Source organism: Flavobacterium litorale (genome assembly GCF_019613795.1).
Lineage (GTDB): Bacteria > Bacteroidota > Bacteroidia > Flavobacteriales > Flavobacteriaceae > Flavobacterium > Flavobacterium litorale.
The window spans coordinates 1,898,421-1,914,086 of the sequence record NZ_CP080429.1 but is presented as its reverse complement, the minus strand read 5'-3'; the positions used below and the strand labels follow the sequence as shown (position 1 = coordinate 1,914,086).

General features: G+C 37.4%; 11 protein-coding genes. 7 read left to right on the top strand and 4 right to left on the bottom strand.

Features of this window, described 5'->3' with window-relative positions; translation table 11 throughout:
• Nucleotides 1-30: 30 nt before the first annotated feature.
• Both K1I41_RS08670 and gyrA read right to left on the bottom strand, forming a co-directional pair.
• Nucleotides 31-1,308 (bottom strand): tetratricopeptide repeat protein, encoded by a 1,278-nt coding sequence (locus K1I41_RS08670; RefSeq protein WP_220639970.1) that lies wholly within the window; start codon nucleotides 1,306-1,308, stop codon nucleotides 31-33.
• 34 nt (nucleotides 1,309-1,342) lie between these two features.
• Complete coding sequence (gene gyrA / locus K1I41_RS08665) at nucleotides 1,343-3,880, bottom strand: DNA gyrase subunit A (protein ID WP_220639969.1); 2,538 nt, start codon at nucleotides 3,878-3,880, stop codon at nucleotides 1,343-1,345.
• 259 nt (nucleotides 3,881-4,139) lie between these two features.
• Between gyrA and K1I41_RS08660 the strand changes: the two genes are divergently transcribed.
• From K1I41_RS08660 to K1I41_RS08645, 4 genes are all read left to right on the top strand, one after another.
• Entirely contained in the window at nucleotides 4,140-6,686 is a 2,547-nt protein-coding gene (locus tag K1I41_RS08660; protein ID WP_220639968.1) for an ATP-dependent Clp protease ATP-binding subunit, read from the top strand.
• A 157-nt stretch (nucleotides 6,687-6,843) separates the two neighbouring features.
• On the top strand, nucleotides 6,844-8,214 hold the full coding sequence (rimK, locus tag K1I41_RS08655; protein WP_220639967.1) for a 30S ribosomal protein S6--L-glutamate ligase: 1,371 nt from the start codon (nucleotides 6,844-6,846) through the stop codon (nucleotides 8,212-8,214).
• Nucleotides 8,215-8,261: 47 nt separating this feature from the next.
• Complete coding sequence (locus K1I41_RS08650) at nucleotides 8,262-8,660, top strand: hypothetical protein (protein ID WP_220639966.1); 399 nt, start codon at nucleotides 8,262-8,264, stop codon at nucleotides 8,658-8,660.
• Nucleotides 8,661-8,677: 17 nt separating this feature from the next.
• Nucleotides 8,678-9,220 carry a GNAT family N-acetyltransferase gene (locus K1I41_RS08645; RefSeq protein ID WP_220639965.1) on the top strand — a complete coding sequence of 181 codons (543 nt, stop codon included), beginning with the start codon at nucleotides 8,678-8,680 and terminating at the stop codon, nucleotides 9,218-9,220.
• 31 nt (nucleotides 9,221-9,251) lie between these two features.
• Here the strand turns inward: K1I41_RS08645 and hutH are convergent, their stop codons facing one another.
• Nucleotides 9,252-10,760 carry a histidine ammonia-lyase gene (gene hutH, locus K1I41_RS08640; RefSeq protein WP_220639964.1) on the bottom strand — a complete coding sequence of 503 codons (1,509 nt, stop codon included), beginning with the start codon at nucleotides 10,758-10,760 and terminating at the stop codon, nucleotides 9,252-9,254.
• 79 nt (nucleotides 10,761-10,839) lie between these two features.
• A complete protein-coding gene (locus K1I41_RS08635) occupies nucleotides 10,840-12,330 on the bottom strand; it encodes an NAD(P)H-hydrate dehydratase (RefSeq protein WP_220639963.1) in 1,491 nt (496 codons plus the stop codon).
• 219 nt (nucleotides 12,331-12,549) lie between these two features.
• Between K1I41_RS08635 and K1I41_RS08630 the strand changes: the two genes are divergently transcribed.
• The 3 genes from K1I41_RS08630 to K1I41_RS08620 all read left to right on the top strand — a co-directional run bounded on the left by K1I41_RS08630 (nucleotide 12,550) and on the right by K1I41_RS08620 (nucleotide 15,419).
• Entirely contained in the window at nucleotides 12,550-12,948 is a 399-nt protein-coding gene (locus tag K1I41_RS08630; protein ID WP_220639962.1) for a hypothetical protein, read from the top strand.
• Nucleotides 12,949-12,969: 21 nt separating this feature from the next.
• Entirely contained in the window at nucleotides 12,970-13,425 is a 456-nt protein-coding gene (locus K1I41_RS08625; RefSeq protein WP_220639961.1) for a hypothetical protein, read from the top strand.
• 1,070 nt (nucleotides 13,426-14,495) lie between these two features.
• The gene (locus K1I41_RS08620) at nucleotides 14,496-15,419 is read left to right on the top strand and encodes an IS1595 family transposase (protein ID WP_220639960.1); all 924 of its coding nucleotides are present in this window, start codon (nucleotides 14,496-14,498) and stop codon (nucleotides 15,417-15,419) included.
• Nucleotides 15,420-15,666: the final 247 nt, after the last annotated feature.

The window sequence follows — 15,666 nt, the reverse complement described above, 5'->3', positions numbered from 1 at the left end:
TTACGAGGCTTTTTTGTTTAGAATATGTTTTTATTCTGCTTTTATTGCTTTGTATTTATCCATCATTTCCAAACCTTGATATAATGTAGCTAATATACTTCTAATATCCTTATTATCAGGCTTAATTTCATGTGCTTTTTCAAGATAAACTACTGCTTCTTTATACATGTTATCTCTTTCTTTTTTAAGCTCATCATAACGCTTCATTTCTTTAGATGAATTACCAAGGCTGTTCATCTCCTTAACCAGAGCATCCTCACCATCAAGCTGTAGTATACCCAAGTTTTGGTAGGCTTGCCAAAAATCAGGCTTAAGCTCAATTGCTTTCTTATAATACAGCATAGCATCTTTAGCCTGACCTGATTTTGAGGTAGTAACCCCTAAGTTAAAATATAGGTTAGGATCTTTAGAGCCTAAGTTTAATACTGCTGTAACTGCTTTTTTGTAATTCTCGTAATCTCCAGCTTCAAGGTAAATTTGCGATTCTGCTAAAAGCAAAGCCGTATCGTTAGGGTTTTCCTTTTTAGCTTCGGCAAGAGCAGCCATTGCTTTTTCTTTCTCGCCTTGGTTAATATATATTAAGGCTATATTCTTAACAATGTCACCTTTTTTAGATTCCTCACGATATACACCAGGTTGATCGTGTGTTTTATTCGCTACATAAAGGTCTCTTACTTTCTTGTCACCAAAATATTGCACTTCATCCTTTTCAATATCTCTGGCAGTATAGTTTATTGAAATTCCTGTAAAACCAAGTTCCTGCAATTCTTCATAGTACTTTAGGGCATCAGCATATTGCTGACTGTTTACTGCATAGGCAGCCGCGTTGTACAACTGTACCGTATCTTTAGGGCTTAGTCTGTATATCTGCTCATACAAAGGATAGGCCTCTTTATATTTTTGCTGTTGCCCGAGCAATTTAGCTTGATTTGCTACTATTGATTTAAGCATCGGAAACATTTCATTTTGTATTTCGTCAGTATACTTTTCATTATTCGAAGCTTTTTCAATTTCTATTACTTTATTGAGGCTCTCGATTGATTTACCAATATTCATGGTCAATATTTCGAATCCACCTTTGTAATAGTAGTATTCTGCTTCTTGTTTTTCCGTAGCATTGGGTAATGTAGCTTCGGCTGCTGCTAATAATTGTTTTGCCTCTTGGTAAATCTCTGGACTTGGGTTTTGCCTTTTATCCATCATATTTTCTACCTTTTTTGATAACTTTTTCAAGGCTTTCAATTCATCCTTTTGCGCAAAGGTGCTTATTGAAAGTAATAAAGAGGCTGCTATTGCAAATTTCTTCATTATAACGGGGTTTTAATAGTTTATTTCTGTTTTGTTAGTTCTCGCTAGTAGTATTTTCTTCAGTATCTGTAGAAGTAGTATTCGTTGTTCCTTCTGCTGGGGTTGCCTCATCAGTAACATCCTCTACCACATCTTCTTCACGCATCACTTTAGTTACTGCAGCAATAGAGTCGTTACCCTTAATATTAATAAGTCGTACTCCTTGTGTGGCACGCCCCATAACCCTAAGGTCGGCTACCTCCATGCGTATGGTAAGCCCCGATTTATTTATAATCATCAAATCATCGGCATCAGTTACATTTTTTACAGCAACCAGTGCTCCTGTTTTATCAGTAATATTAAGTGTTTTTACCCCCTTACCACCACGGTTGGTTATTCTGTAATCTTCAAGGCTAGAGCGTTTACCGTAACCATTTTCTGAAACCACGAGTATTTCACTACTCATGTCGTCTACAGAAACCATACCAATAACCTCATCATTATCGTCCTGTAACGTAATACCACGAACACCCGATGCATTACGCCCCATAGGTCGTGTTTTACCTTCTTCAAACCGAACCAATTTACCCGATTTTACGGCTAATACCACTTGGCTCTCGCCTGTAGTTAGCTTTGCTTCTAGCAACTCATCATCTTCACGAATGGTTATAGCATTAATACCGTTTAGCCTTGGGCGTGAATACTGCTCCAACAATGTTTTTTTAACTACTCCTTTTTTGGTAGCCATAATAACATAGTGGTTGTTAATATATTCTTCGTCTTTAAGGTCCTGAGTACAAATAAATGCTTTTACCTTATCGTCACTTTCAATATTAATCAGGTTTTGTATCGCGCGTCCTTTACTTGTTTTAGTACCCTCGGGTATTTCGTAAACACGCATCCAGAAACATTTTCCTTTTTGGGTAAAAAATAACATGTACTGGTGGTTGGTTGCTACAAATAAATGCTCCAAGAAATCTTGATCGCGTGTAGTCACACCTTTTTGCCCTACGCCTCCCCTATTCTGGGTTTTGTATTCTGATAATGGAGTACGCTTAACATATCCTGCGTGCGAAATTGTAATCACTACGCTTTCATCTGCAATAAGGTCTTCAATACTAACATCACCGCCTGCATATTCTATTTCCGAACGACGCTCATCGCCATACTTATTACGTATTTCAACAAGCTCTTCCTTAATAAGGTTCATTCGTAATTCCTTATTCTCCAACAAGGCTTTCAACTCAGCAATCAATTTCATAATATCCTCATACTCCGCTCTTAGCTTATCTTGTTCCAGTCCAGTAAGCTGTCGTAATCGCATTTCTACAATAGCACGTGCCTGAATTTCAGATAATTTAAAACGCTCAATTAAGTTAGCACGCGCTTCTTCGCCATCTTTAGAGCCTCGTATTATACGGATAACCTCATCAATATTATCAGATGCTATAATTAACCCTTCTAATATGTGTGCTCTCTCTTCTGCCTTGCGGAGGTCGTACTTCGTTCTGCGTACTACTACATCGTGTCTGTGTTCTACAAAGTAGTGTATTAAATCTTTAAGGTTAAGTAGTTGCGGTCTGCCATCTACCAATGCAATGTTGTTTACACTAAAGGACGATTGTAATTGCGTGTATTTGTACAATGTGTTAAGTACTACATTGGGTACAGCATCACGTTTTAGTATGTACACAATACGCATTCCTTTTCTGTCCGATTCATCACGAATATTGGCAATGCCATCTATTTTTTTATCGTTAACCATATCGGCAGTTTTCTTAATCATTTCTGCCTTGTTAACCTGGTAAGGTATCTCGGTAACTATTATAGCCTCCCTACCTTCTACTTCTTCAAAATTCACTTTGGCACGCATTACTACACGCCCACGTCCTGTTTTAAAAGCCTCACGAACACCATCGTAACCGTATATTACACCCCCTGTAGGAAAATCGGGTGCTTTTACATGGTTCATTAATTCATCTATATTAATGGTATCATCATCTATATAAGCAAGCGTACCATCTATAACCTCAGTAAGGTTATGCGGTGGCATGTTGGTAGCCATACCTACTGCAATACCCGATGCTCCGTTAATAAGCAAGTTGGGCACGCGTGTTGGCATTACGGTAGGTTCGTGTAACGTATCGTCAAAGTTCAGTTGAAAATCTACTGTTTCCTTATCAATGTCAGCCATAATATCTTCCGACATCTTTTGCATACGCGCCTCAGTATAACGCATTGCAGCAGGGCTATCGCCATCTATCGAGCCAAAGTTACCCTGCCCATCTATCAACATATAACGTAAGCTCCACTCTTGTGCCATACGCACCATTGCATCATAAACAGAGGTATCGCCATGCGGGTGGTATTTACCTAATACCTCTCCCACTATCCTGGCAGATTTTTTATGGGCACGATTCGCAAATACACCCAGTTCATTCATTCCGTAAAGTACTCTTCTGTGTACGGGTTTCAAGCCATCTCTAACATCGGGAAGCGCTCTTGAAACAATTACCGACATTGAATAATCAATGTAGGCTGACTTCATTTCGTCTTCAATGTTAATTGGGATTAACTTTTCTCCTTCAGCCATAAGTATTTATATTAAGTTTTTATAGTATTACAAAACGTGCCAATATACACAATTTTATTAGCATTTATAAGGCTTAGTTTAATATTTTTTTGCGTTTTATTAACATTATAAACACACCAAACAGTTAATAAAGTAATCCTAAAAACCTTTTATTTTTAGTGTTTTTTTTGTCACTTAGCATGACAGTACCATTACACGGGTACAGTTTTTGTAAAATCTTATAGTAAATACTTATATTTACATTACACAAGTGCATATTATGGATGACAATTTTTCGCCAAGAGTTAAAGATGTGATTACCTATAGTAAGGAGGAGGCCTTACGACTGGGGCACGACTTTATTGGTACAGAACACTTAATGCTGGGTATCCTTAGAGATGGCAACGGAAAAGCTATCTCCATATTAAATAGTATTACAATTGATTTGGATCATTTACGTAGAAAAGTAGAGATATTAAGCCCTGCAAACCCTAATGCAGAGCGCAACGAAAAGAAAAACCTACATTTAACAAGGCAGGCAGAGCGCGCCCTGCGTACAACGTTTTTAGAGGCTAAGGTTTTCCAGAGCACCTCTATAAGTACCGCACACCTTTTGCTTTGTATATTACGTAATGAAAACGACCCAACAACAAAATTATTGAACAAGCTAAAAATTGATTACGAAACTGTTAAAGAAGAATTTATCAATATGACATCAAACGAAGAAGATTATCTCGAAAATCTGCCCAAAGCAGAATCGTTTAACGACGATGCAGGACAGGATGACAGTATGCGCGAAAGTTCGTTTAACAACCCTTCTTCTGGCGCAAAAACAAATAAAAAGTCTAAAACGCCAGTACTCGATAATTTTGGTCGTGATTTGACTGAACTTGCTGAGGAAGGAAAACTTGACCCTGTAGTAGGTCGTGAAAAAGAAATTGAGCGCGTATCGCAAATACTTAGTAGAAGAAAGAAAAACAACCCCCTACTTATAGGTGAGCCTGGCGTAGGTAAGTCGGCAATTGCCGAAGGGCTTGCATTGCGCATTGTTCAGAAAAAAGTATCACGAATACTATTCAACAAACGTGTGGTAACGTTAGATCTTGCTAGCCTTGTAGCAGGCACCAAATATCGTGGTCAGTTCGAGGAGCGTATGAAAGCCGTGATGAATGAGTTGGAAAAGAATGACGATATTATACTGTTTATAGATGAGATACATACTATTGTAGGCGCAGGGGGTGCTACAGGCTCATTAGATGCCAGTAATATGTTTAAACCCGCACTAGCACGGGGCGAAATACAATGTATTGGTGCTACAACACTAGATGAGTACCGACAGTATATTGAGAAAGATGGCGCGTTAGAAAGACGTTTCCAAAAAGTTATTGTAGAGCCTACATCGGTAGAGGAAACGATAGCAATACTAAATAACATAAAGAGTAAGTACGAAGACCACCATAGTGTAATTTATACAGACGAGGCTATTGATGCTTGTGTAAAATTAACGAACAGATATATGTCTGACCGTTTTTTACCAGACAAAGCTATTGATGCATTGGATGAGGCAGGCTCGCGCGTACATATTACCAATATTAATGTACCCAAGCAAATACTTGATTTGGAAAGACAACTTGAGGAGGTTCGCGAAAGCAAAAACTCAGTCGTTAAAAAACAAAAGTATGAGGAGGCGGCACGATTACGCGATGACGAGAAACGTATTGAGAAAGACCTTGCCATAGCCCAAGAGCAATGGGAAGAAGACTCTAAAAACAACCGTGTAACGGTTACCGACGAAAATGTTGCCGATGTGGTTAGTATGATGACGGGAATACCTGTAAACCGTATTGCACAAACCGAGAGTAATAAACTAGCCAAATTGCCCGAGCTTATAAAAGGAAAAGTTATTGGTCAGGACGATGCGGTAAGCAAAATTGCCAAATCTATACAGCGTAACCGCGCAGGGCTTAAAGACCCTAATAAACCTATTGGTTCGTTCATCTTTTTGGGGCAAACAGGCGTAGGTAAAACACAATTGGCTAAAGTATTGGCTAAAGAACTTTTTGACTCTGAAGATGCACTTATACGTATTGATATGAGTGAATATATGGAGAAATTTGCTATATCCCGATTAGTGGGTGCACCTCCAGGATATGTTGGATACGAAGAAGGCGGACAGCTTACCGAAAAGGTACGCAGAAAACCTTATAGTGTAGTACTGTTAGATGAGATAGAAAAAGCACACCCCGATGTATTTAACATGCTATTGCAGGTGCTAGATGACGGTTACCTTACAGATAGTTTGGGTAGAAAAATAGACTTTAGAAATTCTATTATTGTAATGACCTCCAACGTTGGGGCGCGCCAATTAAAAGATTTCGGACAAGGTGTAGGTTTTGGTACATCTGCCAAAAAAGCACAAGCTAGTGATTATGCTAAAGGTGTTATTGAGGCAGCACTTAAAAAAACATTTGCACCTGAGTTTATTAACAGGATAGATGACATAATTGTATTTAATCCGTTAGAAAAAGAGGATATTAATGCCATTATTGAAATTGAACTCGAAAAACTATACGAAAGGATAAGAGGATTAGGTTACACCATAACACTATCGGAAAAAGCAACCAGCTTTATTGCCGATAAAGGTTTTGATAAACAATATGGTGCAAGACCACTTAAAAGAGCCATCCAAAAATATGTAGAAGATGCCTTAGCAGAAGAGATTATTACCTCTAAAATTGCAACTGGCGACGAGATATTTATGGATCTTGACGAAGATGAAAAAGAATTGGTTGTAACAATTAAGAAAGCAGAAAATTCTGCCGAATAAGTTAGTAACCATATAAATATAAAAAATCCCTATAGTTAAATTAGCTATAGGGATTTTTTGTTTGTGTTACCCAATCAACACTTTTTACAGAATTAAAAATAAGATTACGCTTTACAATAGAAAAAAGTAGTACTTTAGTTTTTGTAATATATATATAATGTTAGACAAAGTAATTGTAGGAAGTGAAGAGTGGTGTGCTTTTCCAGAACTTGGAATACCAACTATTAAAGCACGAGTAGATTCGGGTGCAAAAACATCTGCACTACACGCTATTAATATCGTACCGTTTGAAAAAGAGGGTAAAAACTGGGTAAAGTTCGATGTAAACCCAATACAGAATAACACCCGAACCATTATACATTGCGAAGCAATTTTAGTAGATAAACGTACCGTAAAAAGTTCTAGCGGATATCGGGAACAACGCTACGTAATACAATCGGAAATGCAAGTTGGCGACTCTCGTTGGCAAATTGAGCTTACCCTTACCAACCGCGATTCTATGGGATTTAGGATGCTATTGGGGCGTGAGGCAATGAGTGGCAGAGTAATAGTAGATCCCGAAGAACGTTTTTTGCTAGGCGAACCTACCACCGAAAAATTAAAAGAATATTATCAAAAAAATCAGGAGGAGAAAAAAGGGCTCCGAATAGGACTTCTTGCGAGTAACCCCGAACTGTATAGCAATAAGCGTATCATGGAAGCAGGTGAGATATTAGGGCACGAAATGCACTTTTTGAACCTGAAATACTGCTACATGAAATTGGATGCCGACACCCCGCAAATACATTATAGAGGTGGTAGGATATTAGACGATTTTGATGCTATTATACCCCGTATACGCCCTAGCATGACGTTTTATGGTTGTGCCATTACGCGGCACTTTGAGGCTCTAAAGGTATATTCGCTTAACTCATCGGCAGCCATAACACAATCACGAGATAAGCTGTACTCGTTACAATTGCTGCTTAACCATGGTATTGATATTCCTACAACAGGCTTTGCCAACTCACCACTAGATACTAACGACCTTATAAAAATGGTTGGCGGTTCGCCACTCATCATAAAACTACTCGAAGGAACACAGGGTAAAGGTGTGGTATTGGCAGAAACCAAAAAGGCAGCAGAAAGTGTTATTAATGCATTTAAAAGCCTTAATGCCAACATACTGGTACAAGAATTTATAAAAGAAGCCAATGGTAAAGACATACGTTGCTTTGTGATAGACGGTAAAGTAGTGGCTGCCATACAACGAGAAGCACTGCCTGGTGAGTTTAGAGCTAACATTCATTTAGGTGGTACAGCCACTATTATAAAAGCTACCCCCGATGAGAAAAAGATTGCCATTAAAGCGGCAAAAGCCATGAATTTAAAAGTAGCAGGAGTAGATATTATACGCTCGTCCAAAGGACCATTACTGCTGGAGGTAAACTCATCTCCAGGTTTAGAGGGTATTGAGGGTGCTACAGGAAAAGATATTGCAGGCGATATGATACGTGCCATAGAAAAGAATTTAAAAATTAGTAAGTAATACTGCTTATAAACAGCCAAAACAATACACTTTTAAACAAGTAATATATGACCTTTAAAAAGTTGTACCTCCTTTTTTTATTAATAAGTTCTTGCTATGGGTATGCCCAAACAGATTGCGCTGCCTTTAAAAACGGAACTTTTACGTTTACCGATAAAAACAACCGTAACTATACTATAATACGCGATGGTGATAAACAAACTGAAAAAATAGAGGACGAACAGGAAGTGTACGAGTTTACCATAAAATGGACAGATAGTTGTACCTATACCGTTACCCCAACAGCTACTACTATTAAAAAAAATAAAGCAATTTTAAAACTCGGCACGATGACGGTGAAAATAACACCGAAAACTGATACATCGTACGTGCAATTGGTACGTGTTGCCAATAGCCCCAAGTTTAAACGTAGGGATGAAGTTTTTGTAGTAAAAGAGGATAAGTAATAGTAAACGTTACAAAAATGACTTTTACTACATTACATACTTCACGACTTACACTTCGTGTTATTACACCCGAAGCCTATAACCACATTTATACAACGTATAGCGATGAGGCTATAATGTACACCTTAGGCATACCAAATGCAGCTGCATTAAAACAAGAAAAAGAGAAGTTTTACAAAGGGGTTACTACATACAACAGGGCTTTTGTACATTTTTATTTGGTAGATGCCACTACTGATAAGGTAATTGGTTGGTGCGGTTACCATACGTGGTACACCGACCATAACAGAGCGGAAATAGGATACTCGTTATTTGATGAAGATTATAAATGTAAAGGACACATGAGCGAAGTGTTACCTATGGCATTACAGTATGGTTTTGAGGTTATGAACCTTTACCGCATTGAAGCATTGGTAAGTCCTGAAAATGTGCCATCGTTAAAATTATTAAATGCAACGGGGTTTGTAAAAGAAGGACATTTGCGAGAACATTATAACCATAATGGTGTTATGGAAGATTCTTTAATTTACGCGTTACTACAACATGAATATAAACCATAAAAAAAGGGACTTAACAGTCCCTTTTTTTTATCTATTCAAAAACGCTATTGTCAATTTGTAAATTACTCAAAAACGCTATTGTATTTTCTATATCATAGTGTAATATTCTGTCCTCGCCTACTAACGGCACTTCTTCACGATACGATTTCAAGAACATCTCTATAAACTCACTTGATTTAAGTGGTCGTCTAAATTCTATCGCCTGCGAAGCATTCATAAGTTCTATGGCGAGAATGCGCTCTACATTTTCTATTATTCTAAGTGCTTTTGTTGCAGCATTAGCTCCCATACTCACATGGTCTTCTTGCCCGTTGGACGATACTATACTATCTACACTAGCAGGTGTCGCCAATTGCTTGTTCTGGCTCACAATACTAGCAGCAGTATATTGTGGTATCATAAAACCAGAGTTTAATCCAGGGTTAGAAACTAAAAATGGTGGCAAATCGCGCAAGCCTGATATGAGTTGGTACGTACGTCGTTCGGATATACTGCCCAACTCCGATAATGCTATTCCTAGAAAATCTAACGTTAACGCCAAAGGTTGTCCGTGGAAGTTGCCTCCCGATATAATTTCATCACTATCAATAAATATATTCGGATTATCGGTAACGGAATTAATCTCGGTACGGAATACTTTCTTTACATAGTCGATTGTATCCTTTGTGGCACCGTGTACCTGTGGTATGCATCTAAACGAATAAGGGTCTTGTACGTGTTTTTTAGGCTGCGCAATAATCTCACTATTTTCAAGGAGTTCTTTCATACGCTTAGCGGTAACTACCTGTCCTTTATGTGGGCGCACCATATGTATTAACGCATTAAAAGGCTCAATTCTGCCATCAAACCCTTCTAACGATATGGCACCAATAACATCCGCCAAATAGCAGTATTTAATCGATTTTAATAGTATATATACACCATACGCTGCCATAAATTGCGTACCGTTAAGCAAGGCTAACCCTTCTTTCGATTGTAATGTTATGGGCTTCCACCCCATTTTGTCCATTACTTTATGAGTGGGTTGGCGAAATCCGTTGGCGTATACCTCACCTTCACCCAATAATGGTAACGATAAGTGTGCTAGCGGAGCAAGGTCGCCCGATGCCCCTAACGAGCCTAATGTATATACCACGGGTAGTATATCGTTATTATAAAACTCAATCAATCGTTCTACGGTTTGTAACTGTACACCCGAATGCCCATAGCTTAACGATTGTATTTTAAGCAACAGCATTATTTTTATAATAGCCTCAGGCACCTCATCACCTGTACCACAAGCGTGCGATTTTACTAGGTTTTCTTGTAGTTTAGATAAATCTGAGTTTGATATTTTTACATTACATAACGACCCAAACCCAGTATTAATACCATAAATGGGTTCGTCGTGTTCTTTCATTTTATTATCGAGGTAAGTACGGCACTTTTCAATATTTATGATTGCCTCTTCTGATAGGGCTAATTTTTTATCGTGCACCAGTATATCTTGTACAATTTCAATCGATAACGTATCAGAACTTATATAGTGTATGGTATCCATTTCTTTAAGAATTGTTTAAAAGCCCAAAATTCACGATTCCACAATTAAAAAACAACATTTTTATGAATTTTTCATTCATTTAGCCCTGTACAGTAAGATTTTTATATGCTTTACCAAGATATTCAATAATATCGGATGCCGTAAATGATTGAGCACTAATCTCCTGAACAGCAATATCGGCTGTTAATCCGTGCAAGTATACACCAAAAATAGAGGCATGGTTAGAGGTGTAGCCTTGTGCTAAAAGTGAGGTAATAACCCCTACGAGCACATCGCCACTACCACCTGTTGCCAAAGCAGCATTTCCTGTACTGTTTATGTGTATGTTGTTTCCTTGTACCACAAGGGTACGGGCATCTTTAGCTACTATAACAATGTTGTGTTTTTTGGATAGCGTTTGGAGTTTTTGGAGCTTGTCAAAATCATCATCCCAACTCCCCATAAGTCTTTCCAACTCTTTAGGGTGTGGTGTAATTACAGATTGTTCGGGTAATAAAGTAAGCCATTCTTTATTGGCAGCTAGTATGTTTAATGCATCGGCATCAATAACAACAGGTTGTGTTTGTGCTTTTAAAAAGTTAAACAAAGCTTGTTGTGTTTCTTCCTCCTGCCCTATTCCCATACCTATACCAACAGCATTTGTTTTTATTGTATGCTCTATAGTTGTTATGTATTTGTTTCCATTTGTAATAACCATAGCTTCGGGAATGTATGTTTGTACAATTTCGTACCCACATTTGGGTATGTAAGCGGTAACCAACCCGCAACCTGTTTTTAATGCTGCTTTTACCGATAGGCAGGCAGCTCCTATTTTACCGTAACTACCACCTATTAGTAATGCATGCCCTTGCGTGCCTTTGTGTGCATAAGGCAGCAACGGTTTAAACCGTTTTAGAGCCTCTTTCCTATCTGTTAAGTGGTAGTTAGATGGTGTTTCTTTTAAAAACTGTTTATTCAAACCAATATCTAGGATTTCAATATGGTTACAATATTTATAGTTATCTGGTAAATAAAAGGCTAGTTTCGGAAACTGAAAGGTTAACAAATAATCAGCTTGTACTGCTATTGTGGTTTTCCTGTCCAAAAACATCCCCGAAGGAACATCTATCGCTACTCTAATCGCTGCACTATTATTAATATATCTTATAATAGCTGCAACGGCTTCGTCTGGCTCACGGGTAAGCCCAATACCAAAAATAGCATCGATAATAACTCTTTTTGAGTTGGTATTGGGATGATATTCCGTATTGACAATTGAAACGCCTAGTTGTTTTACCCTTTCGAGGTTTATCAAAAAATCCGTAGTGGGTTTGCCTGCCCCCTCTACTATGGTAATTACTACATCAAACCCGTCTTTAAATAACAATCGGGCAACTACAAGTCCGTCACCTCCGTTATTACCCTGTCCACAAAAAACATAAAAGGCTGTATCTTTATCTAAAAAGTGCTGCTTTACCCACAAATATACTTGGGTAGCCGCACGCTCCATTAAATCGGTAGCGGTTATTTGTTGTTTTTGTATTGTTACTGCATCTGCTTTACGCACTATAGCTGCATCAAAAATTTTCATCTTAGTTAGGATTATTTACTCTTATAAAATTATTACATAAATACAGGATAACAAGATTTTAAAAGCTAATTTATACCTCGATTGCTAAATACAGAATGTTAAAAAGTGTTAAAAAAATAATTCTCGATATTAAAAAAATTAGATTTAGTCAGTTATAAACCAATTAACTTTTTACTAATGAAAATGATTTTATTAATCAAATCAGTTACAATTCTAACATTGGGATTCTTAAGTCAAGAATCGTCAAAAGAGCAATTGAAAGATCTATCGCCTCAGATTGATAACAGTATTCTACTACAGGAACCAGTTTACACTACAGAGGTTTTATTATTTGAAGAAGTCAAACCTGGCTGTTACACTATGCAAGTAAGCATCTATGCTACTTATCCAAATGGTCAACGCCTATTAAAGCATTCTGCCGTGGTACAATCAGGGTTTGGATGTGACGGTGACGATGCTGTTTTAAACAGTCAAACCTATAGCAAGAAAAGTGGTCCTGAATACGTTATTCAGGATGACAATCTGAATGGTCCAATACAAAATTTTGTGAAAGACCACGATGATGTGTATCAAGGCTTGGTATTACAGAAAGAAAGGGTAATGGGTATTAACCAATAATTCAACTAAGAAAATATTAAAATGAAGAAAATATTAAAATACGCTACAGTTATGTCATTTGCCGTATTAGCTCTATCTTGCTCAAATGATGACAGTATTACCGATAGTAATGCTAATAATGCTGATGAATTAGTGTTTAAAACAAAAAGTACAGAGCCTACAATTAGTTATACTGTTAGGGCAGATCTTATTAGTATGGATAATGATTGCTATGTATATAGAATTAATCATTTATTTATTGATGAAAACGGCACCACCCTTGCTTTCTCCGTAATTATGCACTCTGGAAGCGGTTGTGACGATGAAGGTGTAGGGGATGCTAACAAATCAATCGACGGAACAGGTCTCTACAAGGGAGATATAATAGAGAAAGATTTTTTAATTAATGGGAAAACCACAGTATCTCTTTGGGAGTCTGATCCTAAAGCATATTTGGATTATATTATAGCGAGAGATGAGATGATTTCCAATAATTAATATTAGGTAAGTATATACCAGATTACACCTATAAATAACCAAGGAGGGTTAAGACCATCTTAACTTACTGGGAGTTGGGAGTATCATTCTTAACTTTAACTCCCAACCCTATTTATGCTACATAAATGCAGCAACCAGAAGGCTCACTATTTTACAAGTGGCTGCACAAACAACTATCAATCTAATAGTGTTTGTAATATGTTTTAACGTGTCATCTTCACGGGTGGATACCTCCAACTTAAATTTCATGTTAATTAGAAGTGAGTTAAAAATACCTCCTTGGTATTTAGTACAATAAGTTGTATCAAATGTAGCTTATTCTTTGTAAAGCATCAAAGAAAAGACCTCCGACTTAGTCAAATAGTCTTTAACTTCATACAAGTTCTGAGCATTGATATGGTACGTGTAGGTGTAGTACTTATGGTCATCTGATTTATAGATTACATTGAAAACATAAGTGTTAAACTCGCATAAGTCATTGCTTTTAATAATACTGGGCATAGCTCCTTTTACAATCGAATAAATTGTGTTTTTAGCGTTGTCCTTCATGGAAGCCACAGTTCTACTGTTAACAAGCTCAGAGCTACAGTTGGTATTGAAGTCAATCTCCATAAAAAGATTATCTTTTTTGAGATATGCTTTGAAGTCATGGTCGTACATGAAATTGAGAGATTCAATACTCATGCTTCGACAGTTGTCTCTGTGCTTAGTTTCATAACTTTCCTGAGAATACAGGAATAATGGGAACAGGAATAATAAAAGGACGGTTTTCATATTAGTGGTAATTTACAGTTACATGATAAAATAAAAGGCGTGACGTATATCACGCAACTGAAGGTTTACCACAACCTGTAGAGCAATGATATAGCCACGCCAGTATTGGCGCACTACATACACTGATTTTGCTCTACTTGAAAAGTGGTAATTTACAGTTGCAAAGGTGTATAGTACGTTATGTCCTAATATGTAAGAGGCAATAGTGCCTTAACACAAAGGTAAAACATTTTACCTCACTTGATTGAAGTAATTTTCGTATATTAGAATTGATTATTAATCCGTTCTATTTCATTATGTTAACTACTATCAAGTCAATGTTACACTTGATGCAAACGTTTCCAACAGAGGAGTCGTGCATCAAGTACATGGAGTTGATGTTGTGGGGAGGTGAAACACCTGTTTCTCCTTTTGACAGCTCTTCAGTAGTCTACAAATGCAACGGTATCAACTATAAGTGTAAAAACACTGGTAAGTACTTTAATGTAAAGACGGGAACCATGTACGAAAATACAAAACTGCCCCTCCAGAAATGGTTCATGGCAGTATGGTTAGTCACGTGTCACAAGAAAGGGATTGCTTCGACTCAACTCGCAAGAGATATAGAAGTAACCCAAAAGACAGCGTGGTTTATGCTACAACGAATCCGAGCTTGCTTCGGAGTGGAGAATTATAACGAATTGGGAGACATTGTCGAAGCCGATGAGTCTTTCTATGGAGGTAAGAACCGTAACAGACACCGCAACAAAAGAGTTAAGAACTCACAAGGGAGGTCATGTAAAGATAAGACCCCTGTTTTAGGGTTGGTTCAGAGAGGTGGTAAGCTTACAGCCATAGTTACTAAAGACACATCCCCAGAATCCTTAAAACCTGAAATAAAGAAGTATGTTAAACCAGAAACAATATTCATTTCAGACGATTGGAGAGGATACAGGGGACTTGATGACAGTTATCTCCACTTCACTGTAAAGCACTCGGATAAGGGGTATAAGAATGATTATGACAGTGCTGTGCATACGAATAATATTGAGGGAGCTTGGAAAATCATGAAGAACTCTGTCAGGGATATGTATAACAGTGTTTCAAGGAAGCATCTTCAATTTTATGTAGACGAATTTGTTTACAGGTATAATATGAGGAAGGTTCCTGATTCGGAGAAGTTTAATCACTTACTTCGAAATTCAAATGTGAGAACAACATATCAAGCTTTAGTAGCTTGATAATATATAAGGCTAAGTCTTACGCAAAGAATATTCTAAACATCATCAAAGTCTTATGTAGCACTGCTTACATAAGCGTACAAATCCCGATGCAGTCCCGTAAGACCATCTCATCATACAGATGCAAAGAACAGCTTTGTTTATCAACTTAGCCTTACATTATCAAATATAAAGAAATTATTAACAACTTGTACCAGTGTAGACTGGTATATAATTACCTAATATTAAATAAAATTTAATCAAAGGG

Coding starts and splice junctions, on each gene's coding strand:
- K1I41_RS08670 (WP_220639970.1), bottom strand. CDS start 1,308: ATGAAGAAATTTGCAATAGCAGCCTCTTTATTACTTTCAATAAGCACC.
- gyrA (WP_220639969.1), bottom strand. CDS start 3,880: ATGGCTGAAGGAGAAAAGTTAATCCCAATTAACATTGAAGACGAAATG.
- K1I41_RS08660 (WP_220639968.1), top strand. CDS start 4,140: ATGGATGACAATTTTTCGCCAAGAGTTAAAGATGTGATTACCTATAGT.
- rimK (WP_220639967.1), top strand. CDS start 6,844: ATGTTAGACAAAGTAATTGTAGGAAGTGAAGAGTGGTGTGCTTTTCCA.
- K1I41_RS08650 (WP_220639966.1), top strand. CDS start 8,262: ATGACCTTTAAAAAGTTGTACCTCCTTTTTTTATTAATAAGTTCTTGC.
- K1I41_RS08645 (WP_220639965.1), top strand. CDS start 8,678: ATGACTTTTACTACATTACATACTTCACGACTTACACTTCGTGTTATT.
- hutH (WP_220639964.1), bottom strand. CDS start 10,760: ATGGATACCATACACTATATAAGTTCTGATACGTTATCGATTGAAATT.
- K1I41_RS08635 (WP_220639963.1), bottom strand. CDS start 12,330: ATGAAAATTTTTGATGCAGCTATAGTGCGTAAAGCAGATGCAGTAACA.
- K1I41_RS08625 (WP_220639961.1), top strand. CDS start 12,970: ATGAAGAAAATATTAAAATACGCTACAGTTATGTCATTTGCCGTATTA.
- K1I41_RS08620 (WP_220639960.1), top strand. CDS start 14,496: ATGTTAACTACTATCAAGTCAATGTTACACTTGATGCAAACGTTTCCA.